The sequence below is a fragment of the Desulfocicer niacini genome, assembly GCF_054657595.1.
In genome coordinates, this window is sequence record NZ_BAAHYK010000029.1 from 21965 (window position 1) to 39466 (window position 17502).

15 protein-coding genes are annotated in these 17502 nt (G+C 49.6%); 8 read left to right on the forward strand and 7 right to left on the reverse strand.

Annotated features, from left to right (window positions below; translation table 11 throughout):
* Nucleotides 1–3 precede the first annotated feature (3 nt).
* Nucleotides 4–1359 carry a TolC family protein gene (locus ACYQ2M_RS15860; RefSeq protein ID WP_459917340.1) on the forward strand — a complete coding sequence of 452 codons (1356 nt, stop codon included), beginning with the start codon at nucleotides 4–6 and terminating at the stop codon, nucleotides 1357–1359.
* Nucleotides 1360–1447: 88 nt separating this feature from the next.
* Here the strand turns inward: ACYQ2M_RS15860 and ACYQ2M_RS15865 are convergent, their stop codons facing one another.
* Nucleotides 1448–2350, reverse strand: coding sequence for a 4Fe-4S binding protein (locus ACYQ2M_RS15865; protein ID WP_459917341.1), 903 nt, complete (start codon nucleotides 2348–2350; stop codon nucleotides 1448–1450).
* A gap of 13 nt (nucleotides 2351–2363) precedes the next feature.
* A complete protein-coding gene (locus tag ACYQ2M_RS15870; RefSeq protein ID WP_459917342.1) occupies nucleotides 2364–3212 on the reverse strand; it encodes an ion transporter in 849 nt (282 codons plus the stop codon).
* Nucleotides 3213–3350: 138 nt separating this feature from the next.
* On the opposite strand from ACYQ2M_RS15870, the gene ACYQ2M_RS15875 reads away from it, so the two are divergent.
* Complete coding sequence (locus ACYQ2M_RS15875) at nucleotides 3351–4259, forward strand: MBL fold metallo-hydrolase (RefSeq protein WP_459917343.1); 909 nt, start codon at nucleotides 3351–3353, stop codon at nucleotides 4257–4259.
* A gap of 359 nt (nucleotides 4260–4618) precedes the next feature.
* On the opposite strand, the gene ACYQ2M_RS15880 is transcribed toward ACYQ2M_RS15875, so the two are convergent.
* A complete protein-coding gene (locus ACYQ2M_RS15880) occupies nucleotides 4619–6022 on the reverse strand; it encodes an MBL fold metallo-hydrolase (RefSeq protein ID WP_459917344.1) in 1404 nt (467 codons plus the stop codon).
* A 299-nt stretch (nucleotides 6023–6321) separates the two neighbouring features.
* On the opposite strand from ACYQ2M_RS15880, the gene ACYQ2M_RS15885 reads away from it, so the two are divergent.
* From ACYQ2M_RS15885 to ACYQ2M_RS15910, 6 genes are read left to right on the forward strand one after another with little or no spacing between them, the layout of a single operon-like run.
* Entirely contained in the window at nucleotides 6322–7260 is a 939-nt protein-coding gene (locus ACYQ2M_RS15885; RefSeq protein ID WP_459917345.1) for a sulfotransferase family protein, read from the forward strand.
* Between the two features lie 55 nt (nucleotides 7261–7315).
* A complete protein-coding gene (locus ACYQ2M_RS15890; RefSeq protein WP_459917346.1) occupies nucleotides 7316–9037 on the forward strand; it encodes a bifunctional sulfate adenylyltransferase/adenylylsulfate kinase in 1722 nt (573 codons plus the stop codon).
* Nucleotides 9012–9974 (forward strand): protein kinase family protein, encoded by a 963-nt coding sequence (locus ACYQ2M_RS15895; protein WP_459917347.1) that lies wholly within the window; start codon nucleotides 9012–9014, stop codon nucleotides 9972–9974. The genes ACYQ2M_RS15890 and ACYQ2M_RS15895 overlap by 26 nt, the downstream gene beginning before the upstream one ends.
* Before the next feature lie 13 nt (nucleotides 9975–9987).
* The gene (locus tag ACYQ2M_RS15900; protein ID WP_459917348.1) at nucleotides 9988–10986 is read left to right on the forward strand and encodes a glycosyltransferase family 2 protein; all 999 of its coding nucleotides are present in this window, start codon (nucleotides 9988–9990) and stop codon (nucleotides 10984–10986) included.
* Between the two features lie 48 nt (nucleotides 10987–11034).
* A complete protein-coding gene (locus ACYQ2M_RS15905; protein WP_459917349.1) occupies nucleotides 11035–11916 on the forward strand; it encodes a sulfotransferase family protein in 882 nt (293 codons plus the stop codon).
* A 6-nt stretch (nucleotides 11917–11922) separates the two neighbouring features.
* Nucleotides 11923–13488 carry a WecB/TagA/CpsF family glycosyltransferase gene (locus ACYQ2M_RS15910; protein ID WP_459917350.1) on the forward strand — a complete coding sequence of 522 codons (1566 nt, stop codon included), beginning with the start codon at nucleotides 11923–11925 and terminating at the stop codon, nucleotides 13486–13488.
* A 13-nt stretch (nucleotides 13489–13501) separates the two neighbouring features.
* Here ACYQ2M_RS15910 and ACYQ2M_RS15915 read toward each other — a convergent pair whose 3' ends face one another.
* From ACYQ2M_RS15915 to ACYQ2M_RS15930, 4 genes are read right to left on the reverse strand one after another with little or no spacing between them, the layout of a single operon-like run.
* Complete coding sequence (locus ACYQ2M_RS15915; RefSeq protein ID WP_459917351.1) at nucleotides 13502–15520, reverse strand: hybrid sensor histidine kinase/response regulator; 2019 nt, start codon at nucleotides 15518–15520, stop codon at nucleotides 13502–13504.
* Between the two features lie 13 nt (nucleotides 15521–15533).
* Entirely contained in the window at nucleotides 15534–16553 is a 1020-nt protein-coding gene (locus ACYQ2M_RS15920; protein ID WP_459917352.1) for an ATP-binding SpoIIE family protein phosphatase, read from the reverse strand.
* Entirely contained in the window at nucleotides 16550–16957 is a 408-nt protein-coding gene (locus ACYQ2M_RS15925) for an anti-sigma regulatory factor (protein WP_459917353.1), read from the reverse strand. Before ACYQ2M_RS15925 ends, ACYQ2M_RS15920 begins: the two co-directional genes overlap by 4 nt.
* Before the next feature lie 16 nt (nucleotides 16958–16973).
* Nucleotides 16974–17333 carry an STAS domain-containing protein gene (locus tag ACYQ2M_RS15930; protein WP_459917354.1) on the reverse strand — a complete coding sequence of 120 codons (360 nt, stop codon included), beginning with the start codon at nucleotides 17331–17333 and terminating at the stop codon, nucleotides 16974–16976.
* Between the last annotated feature and the right edge of the window lie 169 nt (nucleotides 17334–17502).

Consider the following 17502-nt stretch of genomic DNA (forward strand, 5'->3'; position numbering starts at 1 on the left):
AAAATGAAATATAAAATAATAACCATACTCTTTCTTATTTTCCAGGCCACCCTGGTCCATGCCGGGGAAACTCAAGGGGCTGCACCAACCCCTTTAGAACTATCACCCGGGGAACTGACCCTGGAACGGGCCTGTGACATAACCCTGAAAAACAACCCGGGCATGGGCCAGGCAAAGGAACGCATTGAAGGGGCAAAGGCTGTACTTGTCCAGGCTCAATCCGCCTGGAAGCCCACCATCACGGCCGAGGCCGGGGCCACGGCCATCCAGGCCACCATCCAGCCGGACTGGGCCCAGACCATACGCACGGATGAGGCCTTCAACGAATATTCAGCCAAGCTTCAAATGGCATGGCTGCTGTTTGACGGGTTCAGCCGGGAGGCCAATATCCTGGCATCCACCCATGCCATTGAACAGCAGGAACAGGCACGCCACGAGGTTCAGAGACTTCTGGTGCAGGCGGTTTCCGCCACCTTCCACCAGGCCCAATTGGCCCTGGAAAAAATGACCATTGCCCGGCAGAATCAACAGTTCAACCAGACCCTGGAAAAGGATGCAAAGGTCAAATGGCGGGTGGGAACGGTCCCGGAGGCGGAGGTGATGAATTTTTCCGTGCGGGCACTCCAGGCAGAAAGTGACTATCTGGTGGCCCAGCGGGATTTCAAACTCACCGGCACGGCACTGACAAAACTCATGGCCCTTCCCCACACGCGCCTGACCCCGGAAATGTTTCCCCAATCAAAAAACCGCACCATGTCAAAACAGGCCCACACCTATGAAAAAGCCATGGAAAAGGCAATGAATTCCCGGCCAGATCTGAAGGTCATAAATCAGGGCATCCTGGCGTTAAGGGAAAAACTGCGGGGGGAAAAGGGAAGTTATTTTCCCAAGGTTTATTTTGTTTCCGGCATGGAATATCTCTATCAGGAGGACAAGGTAAAGGTCAATGAAGAGGAACACAACACCTATGCCGGGGTGAATGTAAGTTGGGATCTTTACACCGGAGGACGGCGAAAAGGCAAGATAGAGGCCCTGGCTGCCGATCTCAGGGCACTGGAGGAGCGGCGGAGAGAAACCCTTATTGCCATGGGCGCTGAAATCCAGGAGGCCATGGATATTGCGGACACGGCCTGGGCCACCTGGGAAAACCAGGAAAAGACCCGTGCATTGACTGCCAGGGTAAGAAACCATGTGGAAAAGGCCTACCGGGCCGGCGTGGCCACCCTCACCCGGCTCAATGAGGCCCAGACGGATCTGGTGCGGGCCTCCGGGGCTGCTGCGGCCAGCCGTATTCAGTATCGCATTGCCCTGAGCAATTTGGATGCTGCCATGGGGATGACACCCCCCCTGGCAAGGTAAGATCTTAGAGCGGATCTACCGCACCGCATCTTAATCCTCCATTGTCAGATTCCGCAGATTCAATTTGTGGGGTGTTTCACTGTTCATATTAGTGTTTAGCCCCCTTTGAAGGGCGTACCTTTGCATGGTCAAACGGGATTAGCAACCGGTTTTTCGGAATGGATACAGGATAAGAAAATTTGTAAACAAGGGCCTTACCGGTTTTGGCACAGGCATCCACGCAATCTCCACAATTGGTGCACTGGGTCAGGCTCCAGCCATCCATGCACTTTGGGTCCAGGTTCAAAGAACAGGCCTGTTGGCAGGGGAATGGCGCCGTGTGCGAAATACAATCCTTTGATTTAAAAACAATTTTAAGCCCAAAGGGATTGAGTCTCTTAACAACGCCCAATGGAACCGATTGCGGACAAATCCAACGACACCACAAACGGCTTTGAAGCAAAAATTCTGCCAATAGAACGGCTCCCATAAACCAAAGGGCAGGGGCGATGTATTTTTGCATAGCGAGATATTGAAAAAGATTGGAATATTGAAATGGCATTGACACCTGATTTAAAACGGGTGAGTTGAAAAAGAACCAAAACACCAGAAAACCTGTGCAAAAAACGGTGGCCTTTACAGCAAATCCGCTTGTTTGAATCTTTCTATTTCTGAATTTTTTGGGCCAGACCCTGGAAGAAAAAGAGTTCACCAGTTCTGACAACAATCCAAAGGGACAAATCCAGGAGCAAAAAACCGTACCCAGGAACAATGCAATGGCCAAAACCATTCCGGCACCAATCAAAAGCCCAATGGGCAGATAATGATTCTTAAGGGCTACCTGAAAAACGGCCAGGGGATCTGAAAAGGTTAAACAGCCCACATGAATGTTTAAAAAGTTTCCCCAGATAAAGTTAAACCCGGTCTGATTCAGTGTGGGAAGTATAATAAAAAGAAGCGCAATCCCTGTCTGAACAGCCCTTCGCCAAATATGGATTCTTATCGTTTTCATATTAATCTTGAAATCAAGTTCCCTTTTTTATTTCGGGAAGGGGATTGAGGCGAGCCGAACACATTTTACAAAAAAGGGCATCTGAATCGTGCCCTTCTGCCATGCAGACAGGACAGCTCTGGGTGGTGACAGGTTTTTTTGAGGCCCGGGTGATTTCCGAGGTCACAATGCCCGTGGGTACGGCAATGATCCCATAGCCCAGGATCATGATCATGGCGGCAATGAATTGTCCCACTGGGGTTTTGGGGGAAATATCACCATACCCCACAGTGGTCATGGTGACAATGGCCCAGTAAATGCTTTTGGGTATGCTGGTAAATCCGTTGTTCCCCCCTTCAATCAAATACATGAGGGAGCCGAAAATAACCACCAGGGTCATGACCGTAACTAAAAAAACAATAATCTTGTGGCGGCTGGCTTTCAACGCCCGGGTCAACACACTGGCCTCCCCCAGATATGAGACCAGCTTCAGCACCCTGAAAACCCTTAATACCCGAAGCACCCGGATGACAACCAGATATTGACTGCCCGGCACCAGCAAAGAGATATAGGTGGGCAGGATGGCCAAAAGATCCACCACACCCAAGGGACTGGTCGCATATCTGAGGGGTTTTTTCACGCAGATCAATCGCAACAGATATTCCAGGGTAAACAAAAGGGTAAACCCCCACTCCAGAATCAACAGCCCGGTACCATGGGCATGACTTATAGCTGCCACACTGTCCAGCATCACCACCAGCACGCTGAATAAAATCGCCAGAATCAGGAAAATATCAAACAATTTTCCCGCCCGGGTGTCTGCCTCAAAAATAATTTCGTGGAGTCGATGCTGCCAATGGGGGTATGGTGTATCCGGGCTCATTTTTTCCTTTGTGATTAATCACTTTTTATAAGAACATAGCAGTTATAGCAAAATTTCGGCAGATCTGGAAAAACTTTTAATCTTTGTGGGGACAGGATCATGTCAACATTACAACAAGGCAGGCAGACGTATTTTCCCATGAACATAGACATAATCGGCGCTGAATCACTTGGGGTCCGGGGATTGTGTTGTTTTATCACCGTTGCCGAACAAAAAATTCTCATTGATCCGGGCATCGCTCTGGGGTTTCTTCGTAAAGGTCTGGCTCCCCACCCGGTTCAGGTGGCCATGGCTGAAAAAATACGAGAAAAGATCATACACGCTTGGGAGCTTGCCACGGATATTGTCTTCAGCCATTTCCATGGCGACCATGTTCCACTGACGGATGCAAACCCCTATCAACTGGATGTTGCCCGGGTGGCGAATCTGAATCCCGGGGTCCGGATCTGGACAAAATCACCTGAATTTTTATCCACCAAGGAGCAAAAAAGAGCTGCGGCCCTCAAAGAAAGGCTGGATGCTCGATGGGAGGAGGGAACGCCCGGTACCGAAGCGCTCTGCTTTTCCCTGCCCGTTCCCCATGGTGAAAAAACAGAGCACAACGACAGAGTGATAATGACTCGCATCGCCCATGACATGGCATTTGTTCACACCTCGGACATTCAACTTCTGGATGACGACACCGTTGATGGTGTGCTCAAGTGGCAGCCGAATATAATTTTGGCCGACGGTCCGCCGCTCTACCTTGAGCAGCTGAGTATCGAGTTACGAAACCGGGCCTGGGAAAATGCCCTGCGGTTGGCGGGTGCTGTGGACACCCTGATCCTTGACCATCACCTAATGCGGAGCCATGAAGGGCTGCAATGGCTTGATAGGCTTTCTGCCGAATCCGGTGGGCGTGTTATTTGTGCGGCTGATTTCATGAAATCACCCCGTTGCCTTCTTGAAGCTGAAAGAGAAAGGCTGTACGAAGAATTTCCAGTTCCCCCGGGTTGGCACCGGGATTATGCCGAAGGCAGTAAAAAGGGGGACAGACCGATACTTTAAAATTTAACCTGGTCGGTTCTACTTTTTCTTCAAAGAAAAAAATTAGGTATGGTGTCTCCGAATTTATATAACGGGCATGTCCTGACGGACACAACGAATATTAAAAATGCTATCATGCCGCCCCCCCCCCGAGGGGCAATGGGCCCGGCTCGGAACCGTAGACGGCCCAATTGGCCGGTTCCTATTGCCCATCGGGGGAGGGGCGGCTCTACTAAGGATATTCGGAAATTTTATTTTCTAATAAACAGAGTATGCTGAAGCGGTATAATTAAATTTTTGACAAAGTCACTTTTGTTTTTCATGATAAAATTTTTTTTGACCATGGTTTGAAATGCAAAATTCATGAAAGATTGAGATTTTTATCCGGCAGCTGCCCGCCGGGTCGTCTCCACAGGATTTCCCGCATTGGTCCAGGCAAATATGCCGCCAGCCAGGGATTTGACCTTATTGAAACCCGCCTGCTGGAGAAGGCTGGCCGCAATGTTGGATCTATAGCCGGTTCCACACTGCAGGACAATATTATCTTCATTATCAAGATCCGAAAATTTCTTGTCCAGAATGTCGGTCAGGGGGATATGCCGGGCATTCTCAATTCTGCCACCTTCCCACTCCGCCGGGGTACGCACGTCAATAAGCCGAATATCATTATCTTTCATTTTTTCGAAAAGCTGGTGGGGTGAGATCTGTTCCAGCTGCTCCACCGGATGTCCGCCCATGAGCCAGGCCATGATGCCGCCGGACAGGTAACCAAAGATCAGATCATACCCGATGCGGTGCAGTTCAGTGACCATGCGATCGTAGTCTTCCTGGTCATCCACCACCAGGACGATCTCCGATTCGGGTTCCACCACCATTCCCACCCAATTGGCCAGCTGTTTTTCAAAACCGATGTTGATACTGCCGGGGATATGAAATCCGCCGAATGCTGCGGAATCCCGGGCATCGATCACCACGGCACCGTCATCTATATGCTCCTGGAACTGGCGCGGGGTCAACCGCTTGTCCATGGGACAGGTGTCCAGGGTAACGGCCCCCTTTAAATTGGTGTTGATGATGTGGGTGAAACTCTTGGGCCGGGCCGGAAATGCGGACAACACCTCTTTTTTGAATGACATTAAATCCGGGAACTGAAGCATGGGATTGGCCCGGCGTTCATACCCAAGGGTGGAGCTTTTCTTGGAGCTCATCCCCCTACCGCACAAAGATCCCTGGCCATGGGCTGGGAAAACTTCCAGGTGATCGGGATACTTGGACAGTTTACCGTAGAGGCTGCGGTAGAGGTTGTCCACCTGTTCGTCCAGAATTTCAGCCCCGGGAAGATCGGGTCTGCCAATGTCTCCGACAAAAAGAAGGTCTCCGGTCAGGATCATCTGGGGATCTTTGGAACGTAGTTTGTCCGTCACCAGAATGGACACGGAATTGGGGGTGTGGCCCGGTGTATGGAGGATTTCCAGGCGTGCGGCACCGATGTCAAAGCTGTCTCCTTCCTTAAGCGGGATGTGGGGATACTCCACCGGGGCGCTTTCGTGGATGTAGATATCCGCCCCGGTGGCCAGACGCAGCTCCTGGTCACCGCTGACATGGTCGGCATGGAGATGGGTGTTGAATACATGGGTGATCTGCATGCCCTCTTCACGGGCAATATCAAGGTAATCCTGGATGTCCCGCTTGGGGTCAACCACGGCCATGGCACGGGATGCCGGGCAGCCGATGACATAGGAGAGACATCCCATGCCGGGCACTGAAATCTGATTAAAATACATGGCAGGTTCCTTTGTTTTTGTTGGGTTTAACTCCGAAGGTTGAATGGTAAATAGTTAATGCTTAAAAAGATAAATGTCAACCAAACGACACCTTTGCACGGCAAAAAAAGCATGGGTTTGACAACGGATGCATTCCCATTTTCGCGATCGCAAGCTTTGTAGCTATGGGGTCAGGCTCCAAAGAGAATTACGGTTTTACCCATACGTCTATTGACAAAAAGCGTCGTCCTAATCTACTATCCAGAAGAGCTAAAAAAGGACTGACTCCCATCTTCACATCATAATAAAAAGGCTTTACAATGGAAACAGAAAAAGAGAGTATTACCCCCCTGTTCCTCATTGGAGCAAGACGATCGGGAACCACCCTGTTTCGGGTAATGTTAAACAGACACCCCCATGTTGCATGGAAAAGGGGCTGGGAATTCGCAGTGAACTTCATCGACAGCCAGGGCCGGGTACTGAAAAATATTCATACCGAAAAGCCTGAAGATACCACCCCATCTTCCATGGAAGAGGTACGTGCATATTTAAATGAGGAAGCCCGCATGGCACTGGGTAAAGAAAAGATACTGGGTGTCACCGTCCATGTGGGATTTAAAAAAATCCCCCATCTGTACAAAAACGCAAAATATATCCACATCATCCGGGACCCCCGGGACATCGCCATTTCCAGCGTTAAGCTGGGATGGAGCGCATCGTATTATCATGCACCGGACATATGGATAACAGCAGAAAAAGAATGGGAGACGCTGAAATCAATCATTGATGAAAATTCATGGATGGAACTGAGGTATGAAAATTTCGTTACCCAGCCGAAAATCGAACTCCGTAAAATCTGCAATTTTATAGGCGTTAATAACACCGACGTATTTATTGACTGCATCAGCCCAACCAAATACAGCTGCCCCATGGAGTCCCTTGCCTTTCGCTGGAAAAAAAAGCTGACTAAATACGAGGTACAACTCATTGAATCCAGAGTTGGCAACCTTCTTGATCAAAGAAATTATCAGCCATCAGGTTATCCCCTGCTGACCATCAGCAGCACAAAAGCATTGACCCTTAAATTTAGAAACTTTACAGGCATCAAAGCAAGGGGGATTAAGGATGAAGGATTTTTGCTTTATTTAACAGGGTTCCTGGGCCGCAAGCTTGGCATAAACAGCCTAAATAAAGTGCACAAAAAAAAATTACAGGAAATAAAACAGAAACACCGGGAAGAATTAGAAAAAAACTATTAAAAACAAGCTGGGCATCCCAAAAAACGAGTCATTAAGAGAAGGGACATGAACCCCCATGAATGATTTTTCCGAAAGCCTGATGGTCCACTTCAGAAGAGTGGAACGTCTGAAACAAGAGGCACTGAGCCTGACAAAATTCAATCTTAACGAAGGCCAGCTCTACGACCTGGAACTTCTGTGCAACCGTGCGTTCTATCCCCTGAACGGGTTCATGGTCCGGGAAGATTATGAATCGGTGCTGGCCAACAACCGCCTTGCCAACGGAACGGTGTGGCCCCTTCCCATCTGCCTTGACATTTCTGAATCTCTGGCCACCTCCCTGGAACCCGGTAGAGATCTGGGTTTATGTGATTCCGAAGGATTTCTCCTGGCCATTTTACATATCAAAGACATCTGGAAACCAGACAAACGCCTGGAAGCCCAGGCCGTCTACGGCACAGAGGATGAACATCTCCATCCATCGGTGTTCAATCTGTTCAACAAAACAGAAAATTGGTACATCGGCGGCACCATTGAAGGACTTCACCACCCGCTTCATTTTGATTTCATGGACCTTAGAACCCCCCCTTCTGAAACCCATCGCCTTTTTACCCAGAACGGATGGCGCAACGTCATCGGATTTCACACGGAGAAATTGCTGCACTGTGCCCACAAAGAGATGGTCATGCAGGCGGCCAGGGACGCCCGTGCCCATATTTTTCTCCAGCCCGTGGCTGGCCTTCCGGCCCCGGGGGACCTGGATCATTTCACCACGGTGTACTGCTACAAGGCCTTTGTGCACCAGTTTCCCAAAACCATGATCATGCTGGGGCTTCTGCCCTTTGCCTCCAGAAAGGCCGGACCCAAAGAGGCGGTACTCCAGGCCATTATCAAGAAAAATTTCGGCTGTACCCACTTCATGGTGGCCCCGGACCAGGCAGATCCCTTCATGCACGAAACTGGTAACAAACTATTCTATCCCCCGGGAAAGGCCCAGGAAGAGGTAAAAGCCTATGGCCCAGCCATCGGCATTGAAATGGTGCCCCTGACCCCCATGGCCTATGTCCCGGCCCAAAAACGCTATCTGTTCCGCAACGAAATTGAACCCGATGTGGAAACCCGGGAGATCGGCTCTTCGGAACTGCGGCGATGCCTGGAGTTTGACGAGGAGATCCCGGAATGGTTTGCCTTTCCCGAAGTGGTGGCTGAACTTAAAAAAACCCATCCCCCCCGGCACAAACAGGGCTTTACCCTTTTCATGACGGGCCTGTCCGGGGCCGGAAAATCCACCCTGGCAAAGGTATTGTACGTAAAATTCATGGAAATGCGGGATCGGCCCGTAACCCTGCTTGACGGTGACATTGTGCGAAGCAATCTCTCCAGGGAACTCAATTTTTCCAAGGAGCACCGGGAGATCAATGTACGACGCATCGGTTTTGTGGCAAGTGAAATCACAAAAAACAGGGGCATTGCCATCTGCGCCCCCATCGCCCCCTATGAAGAGTCCCGACGATTCAACAGAGATCTCATCAGCCAGTATGGCGGATATGTTGAAATCCACATGAACGCCCCCCTTGATGTGTGTGAACTCCGGGACAGAAAAGGACTTTATGCCAAGGCCAAACAGGGTAAAATCAAAGGGGTCACCGGCGTGGACGACCCGTATATTACACCCACCAGCGCCGAACTGACCATAGACACCTCCAACACCACCCAGGCAGAGGCCGCCCAGATGGTGATGCTGTTCCTGGAAAAACAGGGCTATATAAAACATGACATACACCCCGACATCTTTTGATCCATTGCTGTTTCCCCCGGTTCTGGCGGCATTAAAGCAATCGCTTTCCGGGGTAGATGAAATCCGCAAACGGGACCTGGACATTGAAAAGATGACCCTGGACCCGGGCCCCATGAAAAACAACTATTACCCCGTTGATGTCACTTACAAGGGACTGATCCGGGACATGGCCGGTAGCCCTGCGGCCTTTATCCTCTGCGCCAACCCTGTGGGAAAGACCCTGGTCCGGGACAACGTGGAAAAAGCCCGGGCCGCAAAGGCCCTGCTCTCCTCCCCCCATGACCGGATCATTGATCTGCCGTTTCTCTCCGGGGATGTCCAGGGGATTTCCTGGGCGCTCTATGATCTCAATATTGCCTTAAGTCAAAACCGGTGGGTATGGCAGGTGCAAAAACGTCTCTTAACCCCCATGGTAAGCAGATGGCTTACAGATGTGCTTGAAACCACTAATAAACCCGTCTCCCCCACGGATCTCCCTTCCATGATCGTGTCTCCCCTGGAGGCCTTATGCCGTGAAAAGGCCTTTGCAGGTGAGATGACAAAAGCTGCCGCAGATGCGTTAAAGCGCATTGAATCCGGTGCCTGGAAGCCCTGTACAGCCCTGGCCCACAATGATCTGTGGCGGGGCAACATCATGCGGCCTCCCCACACCTCTGTTTTTACAAGACAATTCAGGGTCATTGACTGGGCCGGTTCAGACGTCTGCGCCATTCCATTTTTTGATCTTTTTAAATTTCTCCAGAGTTTCACGGTGCCCCAGGGACCTGGAAAAAAACTCATCCAGACCCATTGCCATATCCTGAAATGCAGCCCCATGGATACCACCGGATATCTTCTGACCGCCCTGGGGGTGCTGGGCCAGAATTTGAATCAGTTCCCCCACCACGCCTATGTAAATCTGGCCATGGGACTTTATACATTACATCACAAATATTAACCAAGGAAACCCCATGGGCCACCGTTTATCCGTTGTGATTATCAATTACTGCTCCTTTGATCTAACCATGCAGTGTCTCAACTCACTGGTGAATGAGATAAATCCTGCCAGGGATATTGTGGTACTGGTGGACAATAACTCCCCCGATGGTTCAGGAAAGGTCATTGAAAAAGCCATTCTTGAAAATCAGTGGGAATCATGGATCACCATGGTCCATTCCCCGGTGAACGGCGGATTCTCCTGGGGCAACAACCTCGGCATTCAAGCTGCAGAGGCCAATTTTTACCTATTGTTAAACAGTGATACCATTGTCCGGCCAGGGGCATTGGCCCATTTGCTCAAAACTGTGGAAGAACACCCCGAGGCAGGGCTGATAAGCCCCCGCCTGGAGTGGCCCGATGGCACGCCACAGATCAGCTGCTTTAACAACCACACGCCGTTAAGCCAGACCATTGATGCCGCAGGCACCGGCCCTGTCACCCGGCTTTTAAAGGCCTATGATATCCCCGTTAACGCCTCTGATATCCCCATTTACCCTTGCTGGACCAGCTTTGCCTGCGTGATAATCCGGCACACGGTCATACAGGAAGTGGGGCCCATGGATGACGATTATTTCATGTATTTTGAAGACAATGATTATTGCCGCCGGGTGTGGGACAAGGGCTGGCAGATCCTTTACTGGCCCCGGGCCCGGGTGGTACATCTGCGGGGGGGCAGCTCTTCTGTTAAATCCTCCCTGGCCCGGCGTCGTCGCCTGCCCCGTTACTTTTATGCATCCAGAACCCGGTACTTTGCCAAATTTTACGGCACCCCGGGATTAATGGCGGCCAATTTAATGTGGGCCGCAGGCTGGCTGATTGCACGGCTCCGGGAAGCCGCAGGCAACAAACAGCCCCACAACTGCCAATACAGTGTAAGGGATACCTGGATACAGTTCCGCAACCCCTTGGAAAACAATGCCAGAAAAGATACAGCCCGCACCCAACCAGAAGCTGTCAAACCCCAAAATTGACAGGGGGCACAACATCAGCCACCACCCAGACATTACAGGGGAAAACATATGAAAACCACACCGGATTTTATCATCATCGGTGCCATGAAATGCGCCACCAGCACCCTCCACGATCAACTGGCCGTTCAACCGGGCATTTTAATGAGCAACCCCAAGGAACCCAATTTTTTCAGCAACGATGAAATCTACGCCCAGGGCCTTGACTGGTACAAAGATCTGTTCAAAGAGGCAGATGACACCACCCTGTGCGGAGAATCCAGCACCCACTACACCAAACTGCCCACCTATCCAGACACCATTTCCCGGATGAAGGCTGCAATGCCCTGTCTGAAACTGATCTATGTCATGCGACATCCCATAGATCGACTGGTCTCCCAGTACATCCATCACTGGACGGAAAAAGAGGTATTTGTGGACATCAATCGTGCGGTTACCACCCTTCCCATGCTCATTGCCTACAGCATGTACACAAAGCAGTTGCCCCCCTTTATAAAGAGCTATGGGAAGGAAAACATTCTGCCTGTATTTTTTGATTCCCTGGTTTCCCGGCCCCAGTACGAGCTTGAAAGGGTCTGTAAATTCCTGGGCTACAGCCAGACGCCCCAATGGGACTTTGACCTCCAGGCATCCAATGTGTCAAAACAGCGCCTGCAGGTAAATCCACTGCGGGATGCCATTGTGGACAATCCGCTGGTCACCTTCATCCGGAGAAAATTTATTCCCCAAAGCATACGAGACCTCATCAAAAAACCTTGGCAGATGGAAAAACGTCCGGAGCTCACACCGGAAACCACGGCCCGGCTTAAAAAGCAGTTTAATAAAGAACTAAGAACCCTGGGTGACTGGATGGGCATAGAGCTGAACTGTGATAATTTCAAGGAGATCGGCCGTACCCTTCCCGATCCCCGTATCAACCCTGCAGGGGAGTAAACCATTATGAAACAGGAAACCGGCTTGATCCTGGGCATCCCCGTTGACAACTTAAATTTTGACCAGGCCATTGAGGCCATTTTTAAACTGGTTGAACGATTCGGCAGGGACCACCAGGCCAAATATGTGGCCACGGTGAATGTGGATTTTATTGTAAATACGGTCTCCTGGCTGCCCAACCGTTTCCGGCATCCGGAGCTTGTCACCATCCTTAGAAAAGCCGATCTGGTGACGGCGGACGGCATGCCCGTGGTGTGGGCTGCCCGGCTTCTGGGCACCCGGCTCAAGGAACGGGTCACCGGTGCGGATCTGGTTCCGGCCTTGGCGGCGGCCTGTGCCCAGCGGGGGAAATCCATCTACCTTCTGGGGGGGGCCGGAGACGTGGCCTGGAAAACCGCAGAAATCTTCCAGAAAAAGCATCCGGATCTGCGCATTGCCGGTATCAGTTCTCCCTTTGTCCATGTGGAAGGGGAACAAATCCTGGATGAAGAAACCGTGGACAAGCAGATTCTGGAAGCGATCAATGAGGCCCGGCCGGACATCCTCTTTGTGGGGTTCGGCAATCCCAAACAGGAGATGTGGTTTGAACGCAATCGCTCCAAACTCAAAGCCGCGGTGACCATCGGCATCGGCGGTACCTTTGAATTCATCACCGGCCGGGTGAAAAGGGCCCCGGTGTGGATACAAAAAAACGGCCTGGAGTGGATATACCGCATCACCCAGGACCCCATGCGACTGTTCAAGCGTTATTTCATCGGCTTCTTCAAGTTCGGCATCCTGATCCTTCCCCCCATTCTTTACATGAAATATCGAAAACTGTTTTTCACGCTCAAGGCAAAACAAACGGCAGAGGTGTCAACCCCTGCCACGGGGGAGATAAACCAGGACAGTCCTCTAGCCATGGATGTCGTTGTCCTTGAAAATCCCTTGGATGCCAACAGGATCATCAACCATGGAGAGACCATCCTGCAGGGAATCAACGGCAAAAACACGGTCCTCATGGACCTGTCCCCGGTCACCTTCATGGATTCGTCGGGTATCGGATTTCTGGTGAAACTGTACACAAGGTCCCAGAGGGAAAAATTCCAGCTGGCTTTCTGCGGCATCCAGGCGCCAGTGATGCGTTCCCTGAAGGTAAGCCGGATATATGATCTTTTTAAAGACGTCGTGTTTAACACCCGGGAAAGTGCCGTCACTTCACTGCTGGAAAATGTGGGACACAAAGAATTTTCCTACTTTAAGGACGATACGGCCCGCATGGTGATTCTCCACCTGTTCGGGCAGCTGGATGCAGATAAAATTTCTAAAATGGATATTCCCGAGTTTACCAGGGGCATTGAGGGAAAACACTGCCTGCTGAACTTAAGGGGAATGTCCTTTGCAGACAGTTCGGCCATCATGCTGTTTCTAAAAGTGCGGAAATTGACCTTCCAGGCGGGGAAATCCTGCTTTTTGTGCGAGCCCCCGGACAATGTAAGGCAAATGCTGAAGATCACCCGGGTGGACAAATTATTTGACATTCACAAGGATCTGGCATCGGCCCTGGAGGCGATTGAACTGGGGAAAAAATAAATAGTATAAATCACTACCCATCAAGCACAGATCTTACGATTTCGGATAATTTTTCTTTATTCACCGGTTTCATGAGCAGGGCACTGGCTCCTGTGTTTGCAACGGTGTCATCATTGATCCGTGCGCTGTAACCTGTACAGATAATAACAGGCAGATCCGGTCGAATTTTTAATATTTCAAGGGTCAGTCTGTCCCCGGTTAAATGGGGCATGGTCATATCCGTGATCACCAAATCAAAGTCATCAGGGCTTTTTCGAATTATTTCAAGGGCTTTAAGACTATTGTTTGAGCTGACCACCGTGTAGCCCAACTGCTCCAGAATCCGGGAGGTGAGCTTGACAATCATCATTTCATCATCCACCACAAAAATACGCTCCGCACCCATGGGCAGATGCTTTTTGTCGTCTACAACGGATTTCATCCCATGCGTCACCAAAGGAAAGAAAATAGTGAATACCGTTCCCGTATCCGGACCGCTTTTCACCGAGATATCCCCATTGCAATTTTTCACAATTCCATGAACCACAGAAAGCCCCAGTCCCGTCCCTTCCCCAGAGGATTTTGTGGTAAAATAAGGTTCAAATATCAAATCAAGATGAGCTTTGGGAATGCCTTTGCCGGTATCCGTAATTTTTATCATGACGTATCTACCCGGGGCAAGATGGGGCCTGTTAAAATTCATACGATGGTCAATGTCGATGTCCCGAATGAAAAATGTCAGAGTCCCTTGATCCATTTTATCCATGGCCTGGGCCGCATTGGTGGCAAGATTCATGAAAATCTGGTGCAGCTGGGTGGGATTGGCCATGATCTGTCCATCACTTTTCACATCGTCAACAATGACAATGGAGGTGGGAATGGTTGAACGCAACAACTTGAGAATTTCCCTTGCGATGAGACTGACCTTAATGGGCTGAACTTTTTCATCGGATCTTCTGGCAAAGGTTAGAATCTGGCGGATGAGATCTTTTGCGCGGTTTCCCGCCACTTTAATTTCATTTAGATTTTCAGCAAGCTCGTCATTTTCCCCGGCATGATCACTGGACAATTCCGCAAAGCCAAGAATAATGGAAAGGATATTGTTAAAATCATGGGCTATACCCCCTGCAAGGGTACCCACGGCCTCCATTTTCTGGGCCTGGATCAGCTCCTTTTCCAGGAGCTGACTTTTGATAAGCTCTTCGGTATATGCCTTATTTTTCTGGACAAGGGCTTGGGTTCTCTGCTGAACTTTAATTTCCAGCTCGTCCCTGGCCTTTCTTAAATCATCTTCCAGGCACTTTCGCTCCGATATATCCCGGATAACTCCCACTGTACCGATGTACACATTTTCTCCCTTGGTGGAATTTTCCCGGTAAAGCCCTGTACAGTTGACTTCCACAATCACACTGCGTTTTCCCAATTTTTGAAGATTGCCATAATAGAGCCGGGAACTGTCCCTGCACAGCAATTTAATCTCCAGGCCTGTGGTTTTCCTTTTTCCGGTACGTCTTTCGTCAAATAACTTTATCGGTTTTTTTTCTGTATTTATGGTTTCGATATTTTTTAAAACATTTTCCAGGGATATTTTTTTTTCGTAGTGAGGAATAATTATTTTTCGAAAATGTTCCCCAATGAGCTCATCAGGTGTATAGCCAAGTTTTTCCACTGCATCATTAATAAAAGTGAATCTTCCTCTGGAATCAATTCGATAAACAATATCCGGAATGGTGGCCACAAGACTTCTAAATTGTTCTTCAGAGGCTTCCAGAGCTTTCATATTCCGGGCCAGGGTGGCATTGACCTTCTCCAGAGATGCCGTGCGTGCCTGGACCATCTCCTGGAGATGATCCCGGTGTTCCCGAAGCGCCTGCTCTGATTTCTGTAATTCACGGGTTCGTTCTTCAACCCGGTCATCAAGTTCAAGGGTCAACTGCATTAACTCGGAATTTGTTTTGTGCAGTTCATGGTGAACCTGTTCAAGTTCTAACCTGAGACCGGTTGAAATCGTTTTTTCATGATCTAATTGCCTAATCTGTTCTTTCTCATCCATGCAGTAAAATCTCCTACAAGTTTGATTTTACGATGAGCAGTGTGGCATCATCATTTTCCTTTGCAAGGGTGGTCAACATGATTCGAGCAGTTTCATCCGCCGATTTTTCCTTCAGATCGAGGAATTCATCCCTGGGCCAATGGGAGGTGATGCCATCGGAAAAAAGGAAAAGGGTCTCTCCAGGATCAAAAGATTGTTCATGAATTATGGGGGTAAGTGCATTTTTACCGATAATTCCCCGGCGAACGGGTAATGCACCGGTATTTCCATTCTGAAGACGGACCTCAATATTACCGATACTGGCAAATGTCATTTTTATGGGAACGGTATCCCATTCAAATTTCACAAGTGCCATTACCACTCCCCTGGTGGATCTGCAGGCCCTGCCCGTGCCCTGGAAAATTTTTTCAAATGGCTGATCATAATGTTTTTCCACATATTGCCTTGCTCGCTGGGCCGCTTCATGGGCAAAAGTTCCATGTCCCAACCCATCAATGACCCCCACCAGCAACCGGCATCCAAAACGCTTGACAATAAAACTATCCCCATTGTCACGCATTCCGGGATAGGGACGCGACCCCACCCCCACAGACAATGGACTGTGGCCATGAGATATATATTCCATGGGAAGATATTTTTTACAGCAGATCCGGGTACCCCTTCCGTTGGTAACTGGCGAACAAATGTCCAGTACATCCATTATTCTATTAATGGAACCCAGGCCGTAACCAAGGGAGTTGGCCGAGGAGACACCATCCGTCATGGCGATTTCAATATCCGGAATGCCAGGTCCCTGGTCAAGGGTTTCCATCTGTATGCCTCTCTTCTTGCCTTCCAGAGGAATGAAAAACATCTCTCCCTGACCTGCATGATTGATGATATTAAATGCCAATTCACTTGCCACAAGGACAAGTTCCTGTACAAGGAGACTCTCAAACCCAACGGATTCACCCATCTCCCGGACAATTTTCCGGGCAAGGCTGACATCCCCGGCATTGGTGACAACAATCCTTTTTTGATTCAGTTCCATCATTTCAACCATTTGGATACAACAACAATTGTACCTTCACCCGGAGCTGACTCAATGTGCATTTCATCCATCAACCGCCGGGAACCTGGCAGCCCCATGCCCAGCCCATTGGAGGTGGTATACCCTGATTGCAGTGCCCGGGTGACATCGCTGATTCCCGGCCCTTGATCTTTAAAAACAATGGTCAATCCCTGCTGGCTTCCATTTTCCACTCTGGTGCAACGCACGGTTCCCTTTCCCGCGTATTTAAAAATATTTCGGGCCAGTTCTGAGGCGGCCGTAACGATTCTGGTAATATCCGTTCCTCCAAATCCGGCGGATCCAGCAGCCTCACGAATTTTTTTTCGAACAAGAACAATATCTCCTTCCACGCGGATTCTAATTTCAACAGCAGCGTCATTGAGCATATCCTGCTCCCCTTTATTAATCCATGTTCTCCAGCAGATTCAATGCAATATCCACATCCAGGGCTGTCTGGATATTGTCCAGGGTCAAGCCCAGCTGGGTGGCGGTGATGGCAACATTTGCCTGCATGCCACTGACAATGGTACGCCCTCCCATAAGCTCCACCATTTGAGATGTCTCGGAAATTGTGCGGGCAAAGAAAGAATCCAGGGTCTCCACCACGGAAATATCCAGGATAACACCTTTTGCATCATGCCAGCTCATGGCCTTCAAAACCTTCTCCTGGAGAACGGTGATGGTTTCATCCTCAGGATCCGGCGGAACGGTAACCAGCAAAATATTGCGAATTCTATTTACTGCGATGCTGTCTGCACCCATAGTGATCTCCCAAACTTTTGAAAATAATAAAATAAATACTTGGATTTGACATCTTTCATATGGGCCCAAAAGTACCTTACACTCTTTTGGAAAGACGTCCTTACAAATGGGGAATGTTCTAAAAATGTAACCTGATTTTTAAGGATGCCTTGAATTTCGTGAATATTGG

Coding starts and splice junctions, on each gene's coding strand:
- ACYQ2M_RS15860 (WP_459917340.1), top strand. CDS start 4: ATGAAATATAAAATAATAACCATACTCTTTCTTATTTTCCAGGCCACC.
- ACYQ2M_RS15865 (WP_459917341.1), bottom strand. CDS start 2,350: ATGAAAACGATAAGAATCCATATTTGGCGAAGGGCTGTTCAGACAGGG.
- ACYQ2M_RS15870 (WP_459917342.1), bottom strand. CDS start 3,212: ATGAGCCCGGATACACCATACCCCCATTGGCAGCATCGACTCCACGAA.
- ACYQ2M_RS15875 (WP_459917343.1), top strand. CDS start 3,351: ATGAACATAGACATAATCGGCGCTGAATCACTTGGGGTCCGGGGATTG.
- ACYQ2M_RS15880 (WP_459917344.1), bottom strand. CDS start 6,022: ATGTATTTTAATCAGATTTCAGTGCCCGGCATGGGATGTCTCTCCTAT.
- ACYQ2M_RS15885 (WP_459917345.1), top strand. CDS start 6,322: ATGGAAACAGAAAAAGAGAGTATTACCCCCCTGTTCCTCATTGGAGCA.
- ACYQ2M_RS15890 (WP_459917346.1), top strand. CDS start 7,316: ATGAATGATTTTTCCGAAAGCCTGATGGTCCACTTCAGAAGAGTGGAA.
- ACYQ2M_RS15895 (WP_459917347.1), top strand. CDS start 9,012: ATGACATACACCCCGACATCTTTTGATCCATTGCTGTTTCCCCCGGTT.
- ACYQ2M_RS15900 (WP_459917348.1), top strand. CDS start 9,988: ATGGGCCACCGTTTATCCGTTGTGATTATCAATTACTGCTCCTTTGAT.
- ACYQ2M_RS15905 (WP_459917349.1), top strand. CDS start 11,035: ATGAAAACCACACCGGATTTTATCATCATCGGTGCCATGAAATGCGCC.
- ACYQ2M_RS15910 (WP_459917350.1), top strand. CDS start 11,923: ATGAAACAGGAAACCGGCTTGATCCTGGGCATCCCCGTTGACAACTTA.
- ACYQ2M_RS15915 (WP_459917351.1), bottom strand. CDS start 15,520: ATGGATGAGAAAGAACAGATTAGGCAATTAGATCATGAAAAAACGATT.
- ACYQ2M_RS15920 (WP_459917352.1), bottom strand. CDS start 16,553: ATGATGGAACTGAATCAAAAAAGGATTGTTGTCACCAATGCCGGGGAT.
- ACYQ2M_RS15925 (WP_459917353.1), bottom strand. CDS start 16,957: ATGCTCAATGACGCTGCTGTTGAAATTAGAATCCGCGTGGAAGGAGAT.
- ACYQ2M_RS15930 (WP_459917354.1), bottom strand. CDS start 17,333: ATGGGTGCAGACAGCATCGCAGTAAATAGAATTCGCAATATTTTGCTG.